17 protein-coding genes are annotated in these 16986 nt (G+C 74.4%); 6 read left to right on the forward strand and 11 right to left on the reverse strand.

What is annotated here, in order from left to right; genetic code table 11:
- Positions 1 to 7 precede the first annotated feature (7 nt).
- The 8 genes from ACZ5DC_RS01845 to ACZ5DC_RS01880 all read right to left on the reverse strand — a co-directional run bounded on the left by ACZ5DC_RS01845 (position 8) and on the right by ACZ5DC_RS01880 (position 8503).
- Positions 8 to 718, reverse strand: coding sequence for a phosphoadenylyl-sulfate reductase (locus ACZ5DC_RS01845; RefSeq protein WP_468648374.1), 711 nt, complete (start codon positions 716 to 718; stop codon positions 8 to 10).
- Entirely contained in the window at positions 715 to 897 is a 183-nt protein-coding gene (locus ACZ5DC_RS01850; protein ID WP_366748096.1) for a hypothetical protein, read from the reverse strand. Before ACZ5DC_RS01850 ends, ACZ5DC_RS01845 begins: the two co-directional genes overlap by 4 nt.
- The gene (locus tag ACZ5DC_RS01855) at positions 894 to 2591 is read right to left on the reverse strand and encodes a nitrite/sulfite reductase (RefSeq protein ID WP_468648377.1); all 1698 of its coding nucleotides are present in this window, start codon (positions 2589 to 2591) and stop codon (positions 894 to 896) included. The genes ACZ5DC_RS01850 and ACZ5DC_RS01855 overlap by 4 nt, the downstream gene beginning before the upstream one ends.
- A 126-nt stretch (positions 2592 to 2717) precedes the next feature.
- Positions 2718 to 2801, reverse strand: a complete 84-nt coding sequence (locus ACZ5DC_RS01860; protein ID WP_309486338.1) for a putative leader peptide — start codon at positions 2799 to 2801, stop codon at positions 2718 to 2720.
- 127 nt (positions 2802 to 2928) lie between these two features.
- Positions 2929 to 3501, reverse strand: coding sequence for a GNAT family N-acetyltransferase (locus ACZ5DC_RS01865; RefSeq protein ID WP_468648379.1), 573 nt, complete (start codon positions 3499 to 3501; stop codon positions 2929 to 2931).
- 304 nt (positions 3502 to 3805) lie between these two features.
- Positions 3806 to 5140 (reverse strand): hypothetical protein, encoded by a 1335-nt coding sequence (locus ACZ5DC_RS01870; protein ID WP_468648381.1) that lies wholly within the window; start codon positions 5138 to 5140, stop codon positions 3806 to 3808.
- Positions 5141 to 5294: 154 nt separating this feature from the next.
- Entirely contained in the window at positions 5295 to 6605 is a 1311-nt protein-coding gene (locus tag ACZ5DC_RS01875; RefSeq protein ID WP_468648383.1) for a GAF domain-containing protein, read from the reverse strand.
- 263 nt (positions 6606 to 6868) lie between these two features.
- Positions 6869 to 8503 carry an acyl-CoA dehydrogenase family protein gene (locus tag ACZ5DC_RS01880; RefSeq protein WP_468648385.1) on the reverse strand — a complete coding sequence of 545 codons (1635 nt, stop codon included), beginning with the start codon at positions 8501 to 8503 and terminating at the stop codon, positions 6869 to 6871.
- Positions 8504 to 8655: 152 nt separating this feature from the next.
- On the opposite strand from ACZ5DC_RS01880, the gene ACZ5DC_RS01885 reads away from it, so the two are divergent.
- Entirely contained in the window at positions 8656 to 9837 is a 1182-nt protein-coding gene (locus ACZ5DC_RS01885) for a YihY/virulence factor BrkB family protein (RefSeq protein ID WP_468648387.1), read from the forward strand.
- Between the two features lie 96 nt (positions 9838 to 9933).
- A complete protein-coding gene (locus ACZ5DC_RS01890) occupies positions 9934 to 10623 on the forward strand; it encodes a helix-turn-helix domain-containing protein (protein WP_468648389.1) in 690 nt (229 codons plus the stop codon).
- On the opposite strand, the gene ACZ5DC_RS01895 is transcribed toward ACZ5DC_RS01890, so the two are convergent.
- Positions 10603 to 11007 carry a VOC family protein gene (locus ACZ5DC_RS01895; RefSeq protein ID WP_468648391.1) on the reverse strand — a complete coding sequence of 135 codons (405 nt, stop codon included), beginning with the start codon at positions 11005 to 11007 and terminating at the stop codon, positions 10603 to 10605. The two genes, ACZ5DC_RS01890 and ACZ5DC_RS01895, sit on opposite strands and share 21 nt — an antisense overlap.
- 152 nt (positions 11008 to 11159) lie before the next feature.
- Between ACZ5DC_RS01895 and ACZ5DC_RS01900 the strand changes: the two genes are divergently transcribed.
- The 3 genes from ACZ5DC_RS01900 to ACZ5DC_RS01910 all read left to right on the forward strand — a co-directional run bounded on the left by ACZ5DC_RS01900 (position 11160) and on the right by ACZ5DC_RS01910 (position 13091).
- On the forward strand, positions 11160 to 11816 hold the full coding sequence (locus ACZ5DC_RS01900) for a ThuA domain-containing protein (protein ID WP_468648393.1): 657 nt from the start codon (positions 11160 to 11162) through the stop codon (positions 11814 to 11816).
- A gap of 160 nt (positions 11817 to 11976) precedes the next feature.
- Positions 11977 to 12840 (forward strand): isocitrate lyase/PEP mutase family protein, encoded by an 864-nt coding sequence (locus ACZ5DC_RS01905; protein ID WP_468648395.1) that lies wholly within the window; start codon positions 11977 to 11979, stop codon positions 12838 to 12840.
- Positions 12837 to 13091: a hypothetical protein gene (locus ACZ5DC_RS01910; protein ID WP_366748086.1), complete on the forward strand. Its 255-nt coding sequence runs from the start codon at positions 12837 to 12839 to the stop codon at positions 13089 to 13091. The genes ACZ5DC_RS01905 and ACZ5DC_RS01910 overlap by 4 nt, the downstream gene beginning before the upstream one ends.
- A 60-nt stretch (positions 13092 to 13151) precedes the next feature.
- Here the strand turns inward: ACZ5DC_RS01910 and ACZ5DC_RS01915 are convergent, their stop codons facing one another.
- A complete protein-coding gene (locus ACZ5DC_RS01915) occupies positions 13152 to 13355 on the reverse strand; it encodes a hypothetical protein (protein WP_468648397.1) in 204 nt (67 codons plus the stop codon).
- Between the two features lie 321 nt (positions 13356 to 13676).
- Here ACZ5DC_RS01915 and ACZ5DC_RS01920 point away from each other — a divergent pair, with 321 nt between their 5' ends.
- Positions 13677 to 15245 (forward strand): carboxylesterase/lipase family protein, encoded by a 1569-nt coding sequence (locus ACZ5DC_RS01920; RefSeq protein WP_468648399.1) that lies wholly within the window; start codon positions 13677 to 13679, stop codon positions 15243 to 15245.
- Positions 15246 to 16047: 802 nt separating this feature from the next.
- Here ACZ5DC_RS01920 and mmuM read toward each other — a convergent pair.
- Positions 16048 to 16986 carry a homocysteine S-methyltransferase gene (mmuM, locus tag ACZ5DC_RS01925; RefSeq protein ID WP_468648401.1) on the reverse strand — a complete coding sequence of 313 codons (939 nt, stop codon included), beginning with the start codon at positions 16984 to 16986 and terminating at the stop codon, positions 16048 to 16050.

A 16986-nucleotide genomic window follows, 5' to 3' on the forward strand; every position in this document is an offset into this window, starting at 1 on the left:
TCGTTCGTCATCCGTGCAGCCCGCACTCGGTCTTGGCCCGGCCCGCCCAGCGGCCGGCCCGCGCGTCCTCGCCCTCCAGGACCCTGCGGGTGCACGGGGCGCAGCCGACGGAGGCGTAGCCGTCCATCAGCAACGGGTTGGTGAGCACGCCGTGTTCGGTGATGTACGCGTCCACGTCGTCCTGCGTCCAGCGGGCGATGGGCGAGACCTTGACCTTCCGCCGCTTCTCGTCCCAGCCGACGACCGGGGTGTTCGCCCGGGTCGGGGACTCGTCGCGGCGCAGGCCCGTCGCCCACGCCTGGTAGTTCTCCAGGCCCTCCGCCAGCGGCCGGACCTTGCGCAGCGCGCAGCACAGGTCGGGGTCCCGGTCGTGCAGCCTCGGGCCGTACTCGGCGTCCTGTTCGGCGACCGTCTGCTTCGGCGTGAGGGTGATGACGTCGACGTCCATCACGGCCGCCACGGCGTCCCGGGTCCCGATGGTCTCCGGGAAGTGGTAGCCGGTGTCGAGGAAGACGACGTCCACGCCCTTGAGCACGCGCGAGGCGAGATGGGCGACCACGGCGTCCTCCATGGAGGAGGTGACGCAGAACTTCGTGCCGAAGGTGTCCACCGCCCACCGGAGGATCTCCAGCGCGGAGGCGTCCTCCAGGTCACGGCCCGCCTGTTCGGCGAGTGCCTTCAACTCCTCGCTCGTACGCTCTTGCTGAGCCGTCGTCATATCAGCTCGTCCCCTCCGTTGTCGGCTCGCCGCAGCCCCTGGGCGAGCAGCCCGAGGAACTTCAGCCGGAACGCGCGGTTGCAGGCCCCGCACTCCCAGGCGCCGTGACCCTCGCCGCTCGGGCGCAGGTCCTCGTCGCCGCAGTAGGGGCAGTAGAAGGGCGCGGCCCGCTCGCTCACGACAGCGCCTCCTCGCTGGCCCGCGCCGCCCAGGCCGCGAACCGCTCGCCGTCCTCGCGCTCGGCCTGGAACCGCTTGAGCACCCGCTCGATGTAGTCGGGCAGCTCCTCCGCGGTGACCTTCAGGCCGCGCACCTTGCGGCCGAACCCCGGCTCCAGCCCGAGGGCGCCGCCCAGGTGCACCTGGTAGCCCTCGACCTGCTCGCCCCGGTCGTCCAGGACCAGCTGCCCCTTGAGACCGATGTCCGCGACCTGGATACGGGCGCAGGCGTTCGGGCAGCCGTTGAGATTGATGGTGATCGGCTCGTCGAAGTCCGGGAGCCGGCGCTCCAGTTCGTCGATCAGGGTGGAGCCGCGCTGCTTGGTCTCCACGATGGCGAGCTTGCAGAACTCGATGCCGGTGCAGGCCATGGTGCCGCGCCGGAAGGAGGACGGCCGGGCGGTGAGGTCGAGCGCCTCCAGGCCCTCCACCAGCGAGTCGACCCGGTCCTGCTCGACGTCGAGAACGATCATCTTCTGCTCGACGGTGGTGCGGACCCGGCCCGAGCCGTGCGCCTCCGCCAGGTCGGCGACCTTCGTCAGCGTGGCCCCGTCGACCCGGCCGACGCGCGGTGCGAAACCGACGTAGAACCGGCCGTCCTTCTGCCGGTGCACGCCGATGTGGTCGCGCCACTGCTGCACCGGCTGCTCCGGGGCGGGCCCGTCGACCAGCTCGCGCTTGAGGTACTCGTCCTCCAGCACCTGGCGGAACTTCTCCGCGCCCCAGTCGGCGACGAGGAACTTCAGCCGGGCCCGGTTGCGCAGCCGCCGGTAGCCGTAGTCACGGAAGATCGAGATGACGCCCTCGTAGACGTCCGGCACCTCGTCGATCGGCACCCAGGCGCCGAGCCGCACGCCCAGCTTGGGGTTGGTGGACAGGCCGCCGCCGACCCAGACGTCGAAGCCCGGGCCGTGCTCGGGGTGGCGGACGCCGACGAACGCGACGTCGTTGATCTCGTGCACGACGTCCAGCAGCGGCGAACCCGAGATGGCCGTCTTGAACTTGCGCGGCAGGTTGGAGTACGCCTTGTTGTTCAGGACGCGGCGCTTCATCTCCTCCAGCGCCGGCGTGGCGTCGATGATCTCGTCCTCGGCGATGCCCGCCACCGGGGAGCCGATCATCACACGCGGGGTGTCACCGCAGGCGGTGATGGTGGACAGGCCCACGCCCTCCAGCCGTTCCCAGATCGCGGGCACGTCCTCGATCCGGATCCAGTGGTACTGGACGTTCTGCCGGTCGGTGATGTCCGCCGTGCCGCGCGCGAACTCCTGCGAGATCTCGCCGATCACCCGTAGCTGCGCCGTGGTCAGCGCCCCGCCGTCGATGCGGACGCGCAGCATGAAGTACTCGTCGTCCAGCTCCTCCGGCTCCAGGATCGCGGTCTTGCCGCCGTCGATACCGGGCTTGCGCTGGGTGTACAGCCCCCACCAGCGCATCCGGCCGCGCAGGTCGTTCGGGTCGATCGAGTCGAAGCCGCGCTGGGAGTAGACCGTCTCAATGCGTGTCCGCACATTGAGACCGTCGTCGTCCTTCTTGAACTGCTCGTTGCCGTTGAGCGGGGTGAAGTGGCCGACGGCCCACTGGCCCTCACCGCGGTGACGGCTCACCTTGCGGCGGGGCGCGGAGGCGGCAGGGTTCTGTGGGGTGGCGGCCATGGAGATACGTCCTTCGGGACAGGCGGGAAAGCGGCTGACCTGCGCGTGCGTACGCATGCGGCATGGGTGCGCGGCGTCGCGCACACGGGATCAGAGACGAGAGGGGAACGGCGGTGCTGGGAGGCGTCAGCTCGCCGGACAGATGGCGCTGGACATGCGGCCGAGGTCGACGTGCCGCCGACTCACCAAGGCAATTCCAGTTCCGGACATGACGGAAGCGTGTCACGGCGATCTGGACACAGTCCAGCTTCATCCATCATGCGGACACCCTTGTCCCGGAATGTGGAACAAGGGTGTCGTCGCTCACATGCGTCGCCGGAGGGCTTGTCCCGGCAGGTCAGGCGGGGTATGCGCCGGGCCAGGGCCCCGGAGTGGCCACGTCCGGCTCCTGCTCCACCCTGGTGTCGAACAGCTTGAAGCCGCGCCGCTGGTAGTTGGCCATCGCGAACTCGCCGTCCTTGCTGCACGTGTGCAGCCACACCCGCTTCGTCGGCGTCCGGCCGGGCCACCGCTCGGCCAGGTCCCACGCGCGGGCCGTCCCGTGCGCCAGCAGGTGGCCGCCGATGCGCCGGCCGCGGAAGGCGGGGATCAGCCCGAAGTAGACGATCTCGACGGCGCCCTCGTCCTGCGCCTCCAACTCGACGTAGCCGGCCGGGGTGCCGTGGTCGTAGGCCACCCAGGTCTCCACGCCGGGCCGGTCCAGGTACTCCCGCCACCGCGCGTAGGTCCACCCCAGCCGGTCGGTCCAGCGGATGTCGCCGCCGACCGAGGCGTACAGGAACCGGCTGAACTCGGGGGAGGGCACCTCGGCGCGGACGATCCGGACGTCGCCGTCGGGGGCGGCGGCGGGCAGGAGGTCGGCCGAGGAGGTCTGCTCCAGGGACCAGGTGGTGACGGGCGCGCTGCTCATGCGGGCCAGGGAACCATCCCGCGACCCGGTCTGTCGATCGGCCCCGGCAACACGACCCGGGAACCGAGCGGCACGAGGGTCCCCGAAGCGGAGGGGTGCGGGGCCGTCGGAGCCGGGAAAGTGCGGGGGCGTCGGAGCCGAGGGGGTGGGACTGCCGGCCGGGGTCGAGGGGCACGGCCCCCCCGGAGGCGAGACACGTGCCCGCCCCTGGCGCCGAGGTGCACAACGGCCCTCGGAGCCGGGCGGGACAACGTGTCCGGAGCCGGCCGGGGCCACCTGTCCGGAGCCGGGGGCGGGCCGGCCGTCAGTTCAGGGAGTGGTCCAGTTCGGCGAGCGGGAGTGCGAACAGCATGCGGTCGGACAGCGACCACACCTCGCCGGTCTCCTGCCAGTAGGAGAGGGAGCCCGCGTCCTGCGCCCAGCAGCGGTCCGAGGCGTCGGCGCCGCAGCGGGCCGCCCGGGCGCCCCGGGTGTCCTGCCGCCACAGCCCGCCGTGCCCGTCCTGCGACTCGGGCAGCCGTCCCACATACCAGGACGGCCGGTCCGCCCCGGGCTTCCGGTACGACAGCAGGCCCCGGATCCCGTCCGCCCGGGTCCGGTACGCCTCCACCGCGTCCACCCGCCCCCACGCGTCCGTGGCGAGCGGCCCGGGACGCGCCGGATCGTCACCGAAGGCGTACCGCCACAGCCGGGCGCGCCTGTCGCCGCCGGGCGCGGTCGACTCCGCGGCGACCAGGCTGTCGGGTGTCGTACCGCGGTCGAGGGCGAGCGCGCCGGGACAGGGCGGTCCCGAGGGGGCGCAGCGGCCGGAGGTGAAGCGGTACGAAGCGACCGCGGGCAGCACGAAGTCGTGGCCGTCGGCGGACCAGCCGCCGGGCACGCGGCCGATCGCCGGCCCGTCGACCGTGGTGCGCTGGATGCGGTCCAGGTCGTAGACGTACAGCGCGTCGGCGCCGCCGGCCGTGGTGGTGACCAGCAGCTTGTTCCGGTGCCAGACCATGCCGGCAAGGCCGGAGGTCAGGCCCCGGTAGTCCCGGCCGCCGTCGACCGGCACGACCAGGAGCACCCAGCGGTAGGAGAGGTGGGCGGGGTCGTCCGCGTCGACGAAGGCGACCCGGGCCAGGCCGCGCTCGGCGGGGCGGCCGGTGGTGGTGCGGTGGGTCCAGCCGGCGAGCACGACCCGGTGGGCGCCCCAGACGCCGTCCTCGTCGGCGTCCCCGGAGGTGGTCACCGAGGCGGGCCGCCAGTCGCCGGTGGCGGTGTCGGCCGGGTCCCAGCAGTAGGCGCGGGAGGCGGCCGGGGCGACGGGCAGGGAGGCGCGGTCGCCGGCGGAGCAGCCGTCGCCCTCGCGCATGGTCCGGTCGGTGCTGCGGAGCACGGTGTCCACGCCGACCGGGCGGCCCATCGCGGTGGCGAGCCGGTCCAGGGAGCGCGCGGGGACCCGGTGCTCCTGGAGGCGGAGCCGACTGGTGTCCGCCGGGGAGGTCATCGGCTTCAGCGCGCCCGGGTCGTCGGTGACGTCGGCCTGGGAGGCGCTGATCAGCGTGGCCGCGGCGGTGAGCGCGAGCGCGGTGCCGGTCAGGACCGCGCGCAGCGCCGCGCCCCGTCTGCGTCGGCGGTGTCTGCCGCGATGCTTCATCTCTCCTCCAGAGGGCGGGCCAACTGCGTCTCACGATCCGTGGGTTGACGCGAGGAGCAGGTGGGGAGGCCCGTACGGGATGCTACGGCAGGAAGGAGCCGCGCAGGGCCAAGACCGCGCAGATGGGCGGAAGACGCACGTGCGGGCCGGACGGTCACCTCGGTCCGGGCTGCTCGCTCCGGCCGTCGTGCATGGCATTCCGCTTGCGGGTCACCGCCGGTGCTGTCGACTGCGGAAGCAGGTGGGACGGATCGTCTGGAAGGATCACGTCCACTTCCGCATCGGCACGGAAACGATACGGCCGATGCTGCAGGAGTTCTCCAAGATACCTGCGAATTCTGGACATCTCGGCCCGTACGGTCACCGTCCGGGACGGATCGCCGAACAGATCCCCGGCCAGCGCCGCCGCCCCGCGCCCCGCACGGTGCTCGGCGAGCAGGAACAGCAACTCGGCATGGCGCGGGCTCAGTTCCCGCGACCAGGAACCCGCCGAGGCCGTGACCGTCACCGTGCGGCGGCCCGGCCGGGCGAGGTCCAGCACGATCCGGCCGGCACCGGCGCGCGGCTCCTCCTCCGCCCGCAGCAGCCAGCCCCCGGCCAGCGGCTCCACCGCGCAGGAACCGAGCGAGGGCAGCCACCGGCGGCCCGGCGCCAGCGTCCTGGGCAGCGCCACCCGCCGTACGTACGGCATTCCGGTCACGGCCGCCGCCCAGCCGTCGCGGTCCACCACCAGCGCCCGCCCGGCCAGCCGGGCCAGCACCGGCGCCGCCACCGCCCGCAGCCGCTCCAGCGAGGCCAGATGGCGCTCGCGCAGCCGGGCCTCGGCGAGCTTGGCGACCGAGTCCACCCAGGCGAGGGTCGCCGGATGCATGGTCTCCAGCGGGCCGCTGACGTCCACCACACCGAGCAGCCGCCCGTCCCGCGGATCGGTGATCGGCGCGCCCGAGCAGGTCCACGAGGCGTGCGACCGTACGAAGTGCTCGCCGGCGAACACCTGGACCGGCCGCCGTACCACCGCCGGCGTGCCCACCCCGTTGGTGCCGACGACGTCCTCCCGCCAGTCCGCGCCGAGTTCGAAGCCGAGCCCGTCCGCCTTCCGCAGGACCGACGGCGCACCCTCCCGCCACAGCACGCGCCCGTCGGCGTCCGCGACGACCATGATGTGCCGGGCGACGTCCGCGACCGAGAGCAGCCCCTCCCGCAGCACCGGCAGGACATGCCGCAGCGGCGACTCCTCCCGCCGGCGCCGCACCTCGTCCGAGGACAACAGCCCTGACCTGAAGTCGTGTTCGGGGTCGACGCCGCTGCGCAGCATCCGCCCCCACGACTGCTCGATCACCGGACGGGGCGCCAGCCGCGTACGCTGGCCGGCCAGCGTGGCCTCGCGCACCTCGCTCAGCACCCGCGCCGCCTGCGCCGCGTCCACGGCGGCCAGGCGCGCCACGTTCACCGGCGGGTTCACCACTGCGGTCCTCCCGGAAAGGGGCGTCGAAAGAGACGTGCACAGCCGTCCGGGCGGTGGTTTCCGGTCCGGCCGCGCCTCTCATACTGCCGTTCCGGACATGGCGGAGGCACAGACTCCGCGCATGTGCCGCCATAAGTTGCAACCCCCTGCAACCCTGGTGAACCGCCGGTACCTGGCCGAGACTTGACCCAGGTGGTGGGGGGTGGTGCCGTGTCGGCGCAGCACCACCCCCTCCCTCCGGGACCCCGGCCGGGTACGGCAGGTCAGGCCGGCCGCGCCCGGTCCACCACCGGCTCCAGGTCCAGGCCCGCCGGCAGCGTGCCGAAGGACGCGCCGTGATCGCCTCCCAGCCGGGAGGCGCAGAAGGCGTCGGCCACCTCCGGCGGGGCGTGCCGCACCAGCAGGGAGCCCTGGAGGACCAGCGCGAGCCGCTCCGCCAGGCGCCGGGCACGCCCCTCGACACCGTCCAGGTCCGCGAGTTCGGTGAACAGGTCCTTCACCGCCCGGTCCAGGCGGTGGTCCGCGCCGTGCGCCCGGCCGATCTCGGTGAGGCAGGCGTCCAGTGCGCCCGGCTCCCGCCGCAGCGCCCGCACCACGTCCAGCGCCTGTACGTTCCCCGCGCCCTCCCAGATGGAGTTCAGCGGCGACTCCCGCACCAGCCGGGGCAGACCGGACTCCTCCACGTATCCGTTGCCGCCCAGGCACTCGGCGGCCTCCACGGCCACCGGGGCGCAGCGCTTGGTGATCCAGTACTTCGCCGCCGGCACCGCGAGCCGCAGGAAGGCCCGCTCCTGTTCGCCACCGTCGTCCCAGGCCGCGGCCAGCCGCAGCGCGAGCGCGGTGGCCGCCTCGGACTCCAGGGCCAGATCGGCGAGGACGTTGCGCATCAGCGGCTTGTCGACCAGCTTCCCGCCGAACGCCTCCCGGTGCGCGCAGTGGTGCACGGCCTGCGCCACCGCCTGCCGCATCAGGCCCGCCGAGCCGAGCGCGCAGTCCAGCCGGGTCGCGGCGACCATCCCGATGATCGTGCGCACCCCGCGCCCCTCCTCGCCGACCCGGCGCGCCCAGGTGCCGTCGAACTCGACCTCCGCGGAGGCGTTGGAGCGGTTGCCCAGCTTGTCCTTCAGCCGCTGGAGCCGGAAGACGTTGCGGGTGCCGTCGGGCAGGACCCGCGGGACCAGGAAGCAGGTGAGCCCGCCGGGGGCCTGCGCGAGCACCAGGAACGCGTCCGACATCGGCGCGGAGCAGAACCACTTGTGCCCCGTCAGCACGTACGCGCCGTCCTCCGCGAGGGGGCGCGCCGCGGTGGTGTTGGCGCGGACGTCGCTGCCGCCCTGCTTCTCGGTCATCGCCATGCCGAACACGGCGCCGGGCTTCTGTCCGGCCGGCCGCAGTTCCCGGTCGTAGATCGTGGACACCAGCCGGGGCTCCCACTCGGCGGCCAGCTCCGGGTCGGCGCGCAGGGCGGGCACGGCCGCGTGCGTCATCGACAGCGGGCAGCAGGTGCCCGCCTCGACCTGCGTCCAGACCAGGAACCCGGCCGCCCGGCGCACGTGCCCCGACGGGCGCGCCCAGGCGCCGGTCAGCCCGGCCGAGACGCCCTTGCCGAGCAGCCGGTGCCAGGCCGGGTGGAAGTCGACCTCGTCGATCCGGTGGCCGTACCGGTCGTGGCTGCGCAGCCGGGGCGGATGCTCGTTCGCCTGCGCCGCCCACTCGTGGAGCTGCGCCGAACCGGCGGCCCGGCCGAGCGCGGACAGCTCGGCGCGCACCTCGTCCAGGACATCGGCGCCGGTGTACCGGTCGACGGCCTCGACGAGGGCCCGGTCGGCGGTGAAGACGTCGTAGCCGGCGAGCGGCGGCGGCTGGTTCGTCACGGTGTGCGTGGAGGTGCCTGCCATGGTTGCGAACCTACCCGGGACGGCGGCGGTGATGGCACCGGAGCGGCACAGCGCCGGAAATCGACGTGTCCGCCGACGTGCCCGCCGACGCCTCCCCCGGTGATCGGCCCCGGAGGGTGAGGACGGGCCGGTGCGGCGGCTACCGTTAGGACGTGCAGCCAGCAAGTGAAACCCCCGAGCGGCCGGCCGGCCGGCTCCACCGCGCCAGAGCCCTCTACCGGAACGTCTCCAAGCGCCGGACCGCCTGGCTGTTGCTCAAGGACACCGTCAACTCCTGCATGGAGTACCGCATCCTGGGCCTGGCGGCCGAGGCGGCGTTCTTCACGCTGCTGTCCGTGCCGCCGCTGCTGCTGAGCCTGATCGGGCTCCTCGGCTACGTCGACGACTGGACCGGCGCCGACACCATCCACAGCCTGGAGACCAACCTCCTGGAGGCCTCCCGCACGGTGCTGTCCGACAAGGGCGTCAAGGACATCGCCGAGCCGATCCTGCACGACGTGATGAAGGGCGGCCGGCCCGACGTCATCTCCATCGGCTTCCTGTTCGCCCTGTGGTCCGGTTCCCGCGCGGTGAACGTCTTCATCGACACCATCACCGTCATGTACGGCCTCGACGGTGTCCGGGGCATCGTCAAGACCCGGATCATGGCGTTCCTGCTGTTCATCGGGGGGTTGCTGATCGGCTCGGTGGCGCTGCCGCTGATGGTGGCCGGGCCGGACGCGGTGGTGCGGATCCTGCCCTGGTCGGAGACGGTCGTCCAGGTCCTGTACTGGCCGGTCGTGATCGTCCTGTCCATCGTCTTCCTGACGACGCTGTACCACGTGTCCGTGCCGGTCCGCTCCCCGTGGATCGAGGACGTGCCCGGCGCGCTGGTCGCCCTCGCCATGTGGGTCCTCGGCAGCTTCCTGCTGCGCATCTACCTCACCAGCACCATCGAGGGCGCCACCATCTACGGTTCCCTCGCCGCCGCCGTCGCCGTCCTGCTGTGGATCGGTGTGTCCGCGTTCGCGGTGCTCGTCGGCGCGGCCGTCAACGCGGCCATCGACCGGGTCTGGCCGGCCGCGGCCACGGCCGCCGCGCGCGAGGCCAACGAGCGGGTGCGGCACGCGCAGGTCGCCGAGTACGTCGCCCGGGCCGCGGCGGCCCGGGACACCGACCCCGACGACCCCGACATGCCCTCCGAGTTCCCCGAGCGCTGGTCCCGCTTCCTGCCCCCGGAGGACGTGACGGCCCGCCTGCGCACCCACGCGAAGAACCCGCACCACGCGCACAAGGGGAACGGGCGCGCGGGGAACGAGGACGGGAACGGGGACGCGGCCCATCCGCTGCGGTGACCGTCGGGCCGCCCGCACGGACCCTGCGGCGGGCCGGCGGGTCCCGCCCTCCGCAGAAGGACCCGGGGCCATCGGCGGCGGCGTACGCTGACCGTCGTGTACACGGAGCGGGCGTCCAGGCTGGCCGGTGCGGTCGTGTGGACGAACTCCCCGGCCGGCGGCGGTGTCCGGCCCGTGCTGCCCGACGGGTGCATGGATCTGCTGTGGAGCGAGGGGCGGCTGCTGGTGGCCGGCCCCGACACCCGCCCCTACCTCCCCGAGGCCCCGGCGCGTTCCTGGACGGGCATCCGCTTCTTCCCCGGCACCGCGCCCGCCCTGCTCGGCGTCCCGGCGCACGAACTGCGCGACCTCCGCGTGGAGCTGGCGGACCTCTGGCCCGCCGCGAGCGTCCGCCGGCTGCGCGACGGACTCGCGGCGGCCCCCGACCCGGCGCGCGCACTGGAGGACATGGCCCTCGGCCGGGCGGCGCAGGCCGGTGCCCCGGACCCGCTGCCGCGCCGGGTGGTGGCGTGCCTGGACGCGGGCCGCACGGTGGCCGCCACGGCCGCCGGACTGGACCTCGGCGAACGCCGGCTGCACCGCCTCTGCCTGACCGCCTTCGGGTACGGCCCGAAGACCCTGGCCCGCGTCCTGCGCCTCCAGCGGGCGCTGGCCCTGGCCCGCTCCGGGACGCCGTACGCGGAGACGGCGGTCCGCGCGGGCTACGCGGACCAGCCCCATCTGGCGCGGGAGGTGCGGCGGCTGGCGGGGATGCCGCTCGGAGACCTACTCGCCGGGCGCGGGTAGCGGGGCGAACAGGTCGACCGCGTTGCCGTCGGGGTCGTGCACGGTGGCGTACCGCTGCCCCCAGAAGGCGTCCCACGGCTTGTGTTCCCCGTGGTACCCCGCGGCCGCCAGGTCCTCGTAGCGGGCGTCGACCTCGGCGGGGGAGTCGCAGCGGAAGGCGAGCGCGACCCGCCCTCCCCCGGCGGGCGGCCGCCAGCCGGGGTGGAAGGAGCGGATGGTCTCCTCGGTGTCCAGGGCGAGCACCAGCCCGCCGGGCAGTTCGGCCTCGACATGGGGCTGGTCCTCGGCTCCGTCGGGGAAGACCAGTCCGAGGCGGCGGTAGAAGGCGAGGGAGGCGGCCAGGTCGGAGGCGACCAGGCCGATCACGGCGAATCGTACGGTCATGCGGCCACCGTAGGCGGCGGCCGGTCAGCCGGTCTTGAAGGAATCGGACACCGGCGGCGGTCCCGGCGGGGCGGGCGGAGGCGTTCGCAGTCCGTCGCCGTGCACGGGGACGACGGCGGGGGAGGCCCCGGGCGGCCCTAGAGTCCCGTGGCATGTCTCCTCGCCTCCTCCTCTACACCCGCACCACCGACTACCGCCACGACTCCCTCCCGGACGCGGTCGCCGCCGTCCGGGCGCTGGGCGAGTTCGCCTGCGAGCACACCGAGGACCCCGCGGACCTCGAACGGCCGCTGGAGTCGTTCGCGGCCGTGGTCTTCCTCTCCACCAGCGGTGACGTGCTGACCCCGGCCGGGCGCGAGCGGCTGGAGCGGTACGTCCGGTCGGGCGGCGGCTTCGCCGGGGTGCACGCGGCGGCCTGCACGGAGTACGGCTGGCCGTACTACGGCGAACTCCTCGGCGCCCGCTTCACCCGGCACCCCGCCCACCAGCCGGGCCGGGTCCTCGTCGCCGACCCCGCCCACCCCGCGACCCGGCGGCTGCCGTCCGTCTGGGAGTTCACCGACGAGTGGTACGACTTCGACCGCGTCCCGGGCGGCGGGGCACGCGTGCTGCTGCGCGCCGACGAGACGTCGTACGACGGCGGCGGGATGGGCGCGGACCACCCGCTGGCCTGGTGCTACGAGCGGGGCCCGGGAGGCGGACGCGTGTTCTACACGGCCCTCGGCCACGCCGCCGGCGCCTACCGCGACCCGGTCTTCCTGGCCCACCTGAACGGCGGCCTCACCTGGGCCGCGGCGGCCGCCCAGTGACGTTTCTGCGGTGAACCGGTTGCGCCGTTGGAGTGAGTAAAGCCCGCGTAGGAGGAAGGTCACGTGACGATCTAGGGATGCTCTTGTCTTGGCAAAGGGCGTCGAGACGCGGCGGCCCCCCTACCGCCCCGCGTCACCCACCCACAGGAGGAGCCGGACCTTGACTTACGGAAACAAGCTGCGCGAGCGCATCGCCGGTCCCGGAACCACACCGCTGATCGGCGTGTACGACATGTACTCGGCGTCGATCGCGGCCAAGCACTACGACGGGATGTTCGTATCGGGCTTCGGCTTCGCGGCCTCGTACTACGGACTGCCGGACATCGGATTCATCGCCTGGCCCGACATGGTGGCCTTCGTCCAGCGGCTGCGCGGAGCCTTCCCCCACCACCACCTGCTGGTCGACATCGACGACGGGTACGTCGACCCCGAGGTCGCCTGTCACGTCGTCGAGGGGCTGGAGCGCATCGGTGCCTCCGGGGTGATCCTGGAGGACCAGAAGCGGCCCCGCCGCTGCGGCCACGCCGACGGCAAGCAGGTCCTGCCCCTGGAGGAGTACCTGGAGAAGCTGCACAAGGTCCTGGAGACCCGCAAGGACCTGGTCGTCGTCGCCCGCACGGACGCCACCGACGAGCACGACATCCTGCACCGCGCCGAACGGCTGGCGGACACCGACGCCGACGTGGTGCTGGTCGACGGGGTGCGCAGCGTCGAGTGGATCAAGCGGATCCGTGAGGTCGTCGGGGGCAAGCCGCTGCTGTTCAACCAGATCGCGGGCGGCAAGTCGCCCCGGCTGTCCCTCGGCGAGCTGTCCGACCTCGGCGTGGACGTCGCCATCTACAGCACCCCGTGCCTGTTCGCCGCGCACGAGGCGATGGACTCCGCGCTCGCCGGCCTGAAGGCGGCCGACGGCCGGCTGCCGGAGGTGGATCCGGCGAGCGGCGTCGGCGTGCAGGCCTCCACCAGCCTGCTGGAGCGCAACATCGCCCGTGAGCGGCTCACCCCCGAGGGCGTGGGCGTGTGAGCGGTGCCGTACCGCGGCTCGGCATGGCCACGGCGGTGGCCGCCGCGCTCCTCGGGGCCGGTGCCGTGCCCGCGGTCGCGTCCGGCGGCCTGATCACCGTGATCGACAACTCCCACGCCGACTCCTGGCTGGAGGTCGACCGCGCGGCCAACGTCCAGACCGGCAGCGGTACCGCCGGCAGCGACCACGACGGCAGCGCCGTGGACGTGGTCGAGGCCCTCGTCGGGGCCGACCGCGGCGAGCGGGACTGACGGCCCATCGGGCAGCGCGACGGCCGGGCGCCCCCTGCGGGAGGTGCCCGGCCGTCGCGCTCAGTCCTCCCCGAGGCCGGGGCGGCCGTTCTCGTCGAGCTCGATGTCCTCCTTCGGCTCGTGCTCGCCGGCGGGCGAGGCCACGATGGCGCGCCGCTGTCCCGGAGCGAGGGTGCGGCAGCCGGCGTGGGCCGTGCCGTAGGCGGTGACCAGGGCGACCGCGGCCACGGAGAGGGCCGCGGCGATACGCGTGGAGTGCTTCATGCCCGGCGAACGATCCCCACCGGGCCCGGGTCACCTCCCGCGCCCGCCCCCACCGCCGGCATCACGCGTCCGGCCGGTCCGCGCGGGTCACGGGCGGCACGCGGCGGGGCCCTTCCCGGGCGGGGCCGCGCTCGCGCGCCGTACCGGCCGTGTCGACAGCGCCGTCCACGTCCCCTCCGGGCGGTCGCCGAGCATCCTCCGCACCGGCAGCGCCGTACCCCGGACGGCCCACGCCGGGGATCCGTGCACCGGAATACGTTGCGCCGCTGTGGTGCTCTTGGTGGGACGAGGCACGCGCGCGTGGCGAAGGGCTGGTGGGCGATGACAGCAGACCAGACGGGCCCCGTGGTCAGAACGCCCCATGGGGCCGTACGCGGCCGGTACGAGCGGGGGATCGCGGTCTTCCGGGGCGTCCCGTACGCCGCCCCGCCCTTCGGCGCCCTCCGGTTCCGCCCGCCCCGGCCGCCCGAGCCCTGGGACGGGATACGGGACGCCGGCGCGTTCGGACCGACCGCGCCGAAGCCGGCGTACTCCGACGCGTTCGCCCAGTACCTGTCCGACCCCGTGATCCCCGGCGACGACTGCCTGAACCTGAACGTCTGGACCCCCGAGCCGGGGCCCGGCGCCCGGCTCCCGGTCCTGCTCTGGCTGCACGGCGGCGCGCTGACCCGGGGTTCATCGGCGGTCCCGGTGTACGACGGCCGCACCTTCGCGCGCGACGGGGTCGTCTGCGTCTCGGTCAACTACCGGCTGGGGGTGGAGGGCTACGGCCTGTTCCCCGACACGCCCCCGAACCCCGGCCTGCGCGACCAGCTCGCCGCGCTGCGCTGGGTGCACGAGTCGATCGAGGCCTTCGGCGGCGACCCGGACCGGATCACCCTGTGCGGCCAGTCGGCCGGTGCCATCAGCGCCGGCGTCCTCCTCGCCGCGCCCCAGGCGCGGGGCCTGGTCCGGCGGGCGGTCCTGCAGAGCGGCGCGCCCGAGGCCGTCGACCGCGACAAGGTACGGCGCATGGTGCGCCGGATGGCCGGCCGGCTGAAGATCCCCGCCACCGCCGAGGCGTTCGCCGCGGTCGACCGCGCCCTGCTGCTGCGCACACAGGCCGAGGTCGGCCGGCTCAGCAGCCCGGTGCTGGGCGGCCCCGCGTTCGGCATGGTCGTGGACGGCGACCTCGTCCCCCGCGACCCGCTGAAGGCGCTGACCGAGGGCTCCGCCGCCGGGGACGTCGAGCTGCTCATGGGGTGGACCCGGGACGAGTACCGGCTGTGGCTGGTCCCCGGCGGACTGCTGGAGCGCGTCGACCGGCTCGGCGCGGTCGCCCTGGCCGGTGCGATGGCCCGCTGCCACGCCGGGCACGACGTGCCGCGCGGCTACCGGACGCTGCACCCGGACGCCGGGACCGCCGAGGTCGTCGGCCAGATGGTCACCGACCACCTGCTGCGGGTGCCGCTGTACCGGCTCGCCGACGCCCGCCCGGGCGCCAGTCACCTCTACGAGTTCGCGTGGCCCTCCCTGCTGCCCGGCCTCGGTGCCTGCCACGCCCTGGAGCTGGGGTTCGTCTTCGACAGCGGGGGCGTTCCCGAGTCGCGGAAACTGGCCGGCGAGGGCGCCCCGCAGGAGCTGGCCGACGCGATGCACACCGCCTGGGTGCGGTTCGCGACGAGCGGGGACCCCGGCTGGGCGGCCTGGGACGCGACCCATCCGGTGCGGGTCTTCGGCGAGGGGGAGCCGTACACCGCGCACGGTCCCCGGGACGCGGAGATCGGCCTCTGGCCGACCGCCCGCGCCGTCCCGGAGCCCGGCCCCGCGTCCGGGGTGCGGGCGCCGGGGGCCGAGCTGACGGCGGCGGTACGGCGTCTGCGGCGCTCGGTGGTGGTCCGGCACCGCTGACGACCGGCCCACGAGACGTGTGCCCTCCGGCACCGGCGTACCGCCCCGGGGAGCCGCCTTCGCGGGGGTGTCGGCCGCGTCGAGATCCGGCTCGCGGAGCCCCGGCCCCGGCTGCCCGCGCGCACGGACGCACCCTGTCCGGCGCCGGAGTCCGGGTCGGGCCGCGCTGCGTGATGGCCTCGGGTCCGATCCGGCGGCATCCTCCGGTCAGCCAGGGCCGCCTTGGCGCGGGTGTCGGCCGCGTCGGGGTCCGGCTCGCGGAATCCTGGGCCCGGCTGCTCGCGCGCACGGACGTACCCTGTCCGGCGCCGGAGTCCGGGTCGGGCCGTGCTGCGGGATGGCCTCGGGTCCGATCCGGCGGCATTCTCCGGTCAGCCAGGGCCGCCTTGGCGCGGGTGTCGGCCGCGTCGGGGTCCGGCTCGCGGAAGCCTTGCCCCGGTGCCCGCGCGCACGGACGTACCCTGTCCGGCGCCGGAGTCCGGGTTGGGCCGTGCTGCGGGATGGCCTCAGGTCCGATCCGGCGGAATTCTCCGGTCAGCCAGGGCCGCTTTCGCGGGGGTGTCGGCCGCGTCGAGGTCCGGCTCGGGCGATCCCGGCCCCGCCTGCCCGCGCCCACGGACGCACCCTGTCCGGCGCCGGAGTCCGGGTTGGGCCGTGCTGCGGGATGGCCTCGGGTCCGATCCGGCGGAATTCTTCGGTCAGCCAGGGCCGCTTTCGCGGGGGTGTCGGCCGCGTCGGGGTCCGGCTCGCGGAAGCCTGGCCCCGGCTGCCCGCGCCCACGGACGTACCCCGTCGGGCCGCGCTACGCGGCGAGCGCTCCGGCGATCTCCGTGATGGCCTCCGGTCCGACCCGGCAGCATCCTCCGATCAGCCGTGCGCCCGCCTCCCGCCACGCCTCGACCTGCCCGGCGCCGAACGTGGTGCGCCCGTGCCAGGTCCGGGCCCGCGCGTCCCAGGCCTCCCCGCTGTTGGGGTACACCACGACCGGCTTGCCGGTGACGCGCGCCGCGATCTCCACCGCGCCCCGCACGTCCTGCGGCGCACAGCAGTTGACGCCGACCGCGATCACCTCGTCGGTGTCGGCGGCGAGCCCGAACGCCTCCTCCAGGGGCTGCCCGGCCCGCGTCCGCGGCCCCTCGACGGTGTACGACAGCCAGGCCGGCACCCCGAGCCCGCGCACCGCCCGCAGCAGCGCGGCGGCCTCGTCGGCGTCCGGCACGGTCTCCAGCGCCAGCACGTCCGGCGCGGCGGCGGCCAGCACCTCCATCCGGGGCCGGTGGAACCGCTCCAGCTCGTCCACGCCCAGCCCGTACCGGCCCCGGTACTCGGAGCCGTCCGCGAGCATCGCCCCGTACGGTCCGACCGAGGCGGCCACCCACAGAGGGCGCGCGACACCCGCTCCCTCGGCCTTCCGGGCCGCCTCCCGGGCCAGTTCCACGCTCAGCCCGAGCAGCCGCACGGCCTCGTCCCGGCCGATGCCGCGCTTGCGGAAGCCCTCGAAGGTGGCCTGGTAGCTGGAGGTGATCGCCACGCTCGCGCCCGCGAGGTAGTAGGCGAGGTGGGCCTCGGTGACCGCCTCCGGCCGCTCGGCGAGCAGCCGTGCCGACCACAGCTCGTCGCTCAGGTCGTGCCCGGCCGACTCCAGCTGGTTGGACATGCCGCCGTCGAGCACGACGGCCCCGGCGGCGAGGGCGTCGGCGAGGCGGGGGGAGGGGCGGCTGGGGAAGGTGTGGCTGGTCAT

Source organism: Streptomyces sp. NPDC031445 (assembly GCF_055581365.1).